Genomic DNA, 880 nt, shown 5'->3' with positions numbered 1-880 from the left:
ACCCTCGCCTTTCCCACTGCGCCCGCGGCGGCGCTCCAACAGACACGCGATGGCGTCACCCTGACCTACCAGGACCAGAGCGGTTCAACGGTTGCTGCCGTGCGCGACCGCATCATCGCCACCTTCTTCGCCACCTATCCGCGCGAACGCAGCGACTACCATCCTGCCGCGCCGTCGAGCGTGCGCATCGTCATGGACCCGTCGTATGACGGGGTTGCCTACGTGGGCGAGAAGGAAAAGTCGGCCACCATCACCATCAACCCGCGCTGGCTGGAGAAGCACCCCAACGACACTGACCTGGTGACCCACGAGGCCATGCACATCGTGCAGGGCTACCCGGGCTACGCCAGCGAGCAGGCGCCTTCGTGGCTGGTGGAGGGCATCGCGGACTACGCGCGCGACCATTACGGCGTGGACAACGCGGCCGGCGGCTGGGCGCTGCCTTCGCAGGGCAAGCCGGAGCCCAAGGTGGACACCGGCTACCGTGTCACCGGTGCATTCCTGAAGTGGAGCGAGGCCGGGCATCCAGGCCTGGTGAAGGCGCTGGATGCGGCGCTGCGCAAGGGCAGCTACACGCCGGCGTTGTGGAAGGCGCACACCGGTGAGGATCTGGCGGCGCTTTGGGATGCGTATGTCGCGCAGCAGGGTAATGCCGCGCGCGGCGCTTAATCGCGTAGTACGAAACGCTCGATGGCCAGGGCCACGCCGTCTTCGGAATTGGGGGTGGTCTGGTGCAGTGCCGTCGCCTTGACGATGTCCACCGCGTTGCCCATCGCCACGCTGGTGCCGGCGTACTGCAGCATGGTCAGGTCGTTTTCCTGGTCGCCGATGGCCATCACCTGGGTGCGGTCGATGCCCAGGTGTTCGGCCAGCTTCTGCA

Annotated in this window: 2 protein-coding genes; one reads left to right on the top strand and one right to left on the bottom strand. The window is 66.7% G+C overall.

Annotated features, from left to right (window positions below; all coding sequences use genetic code 11):
* Window positions 1-669 (top strand): basic secretory protein-like protein (locus INT12_RS30535; protein ID WP_193059186.1); only part of this gene is annotated, 669 nt, incomplete at its 5' end.
* On the opposite strand, the gene INT12_RS30530 is transcribed toward INT12_RS30535, so the two are convergent.
* Window positions 666-880, bottom strand: a 215-nt coding sequence (locus tag INT12_RS30530; protein WP_193059185.1) for an HAD hydrolase family protein, incomplete at its 5' end; no start/stop codon positions are given. The genes INT12_RS30535 and INT12_RS30530 overlap by 4 nt on opposite strands.

The organism is Pseudomonas sp. K8, assembly GCF_014889455.1.
GTDB classification, from domain to species: Bacteria; Pseudomonadota; Gammaproteobacteria; order Pseudomonadales; family Pseudomonadaceae; genus Aquipseudomonas; species Aquipseudomonas veronii.
This window is presented reverse-complemented; position numbering and strand designations above follow the sequence as displayed.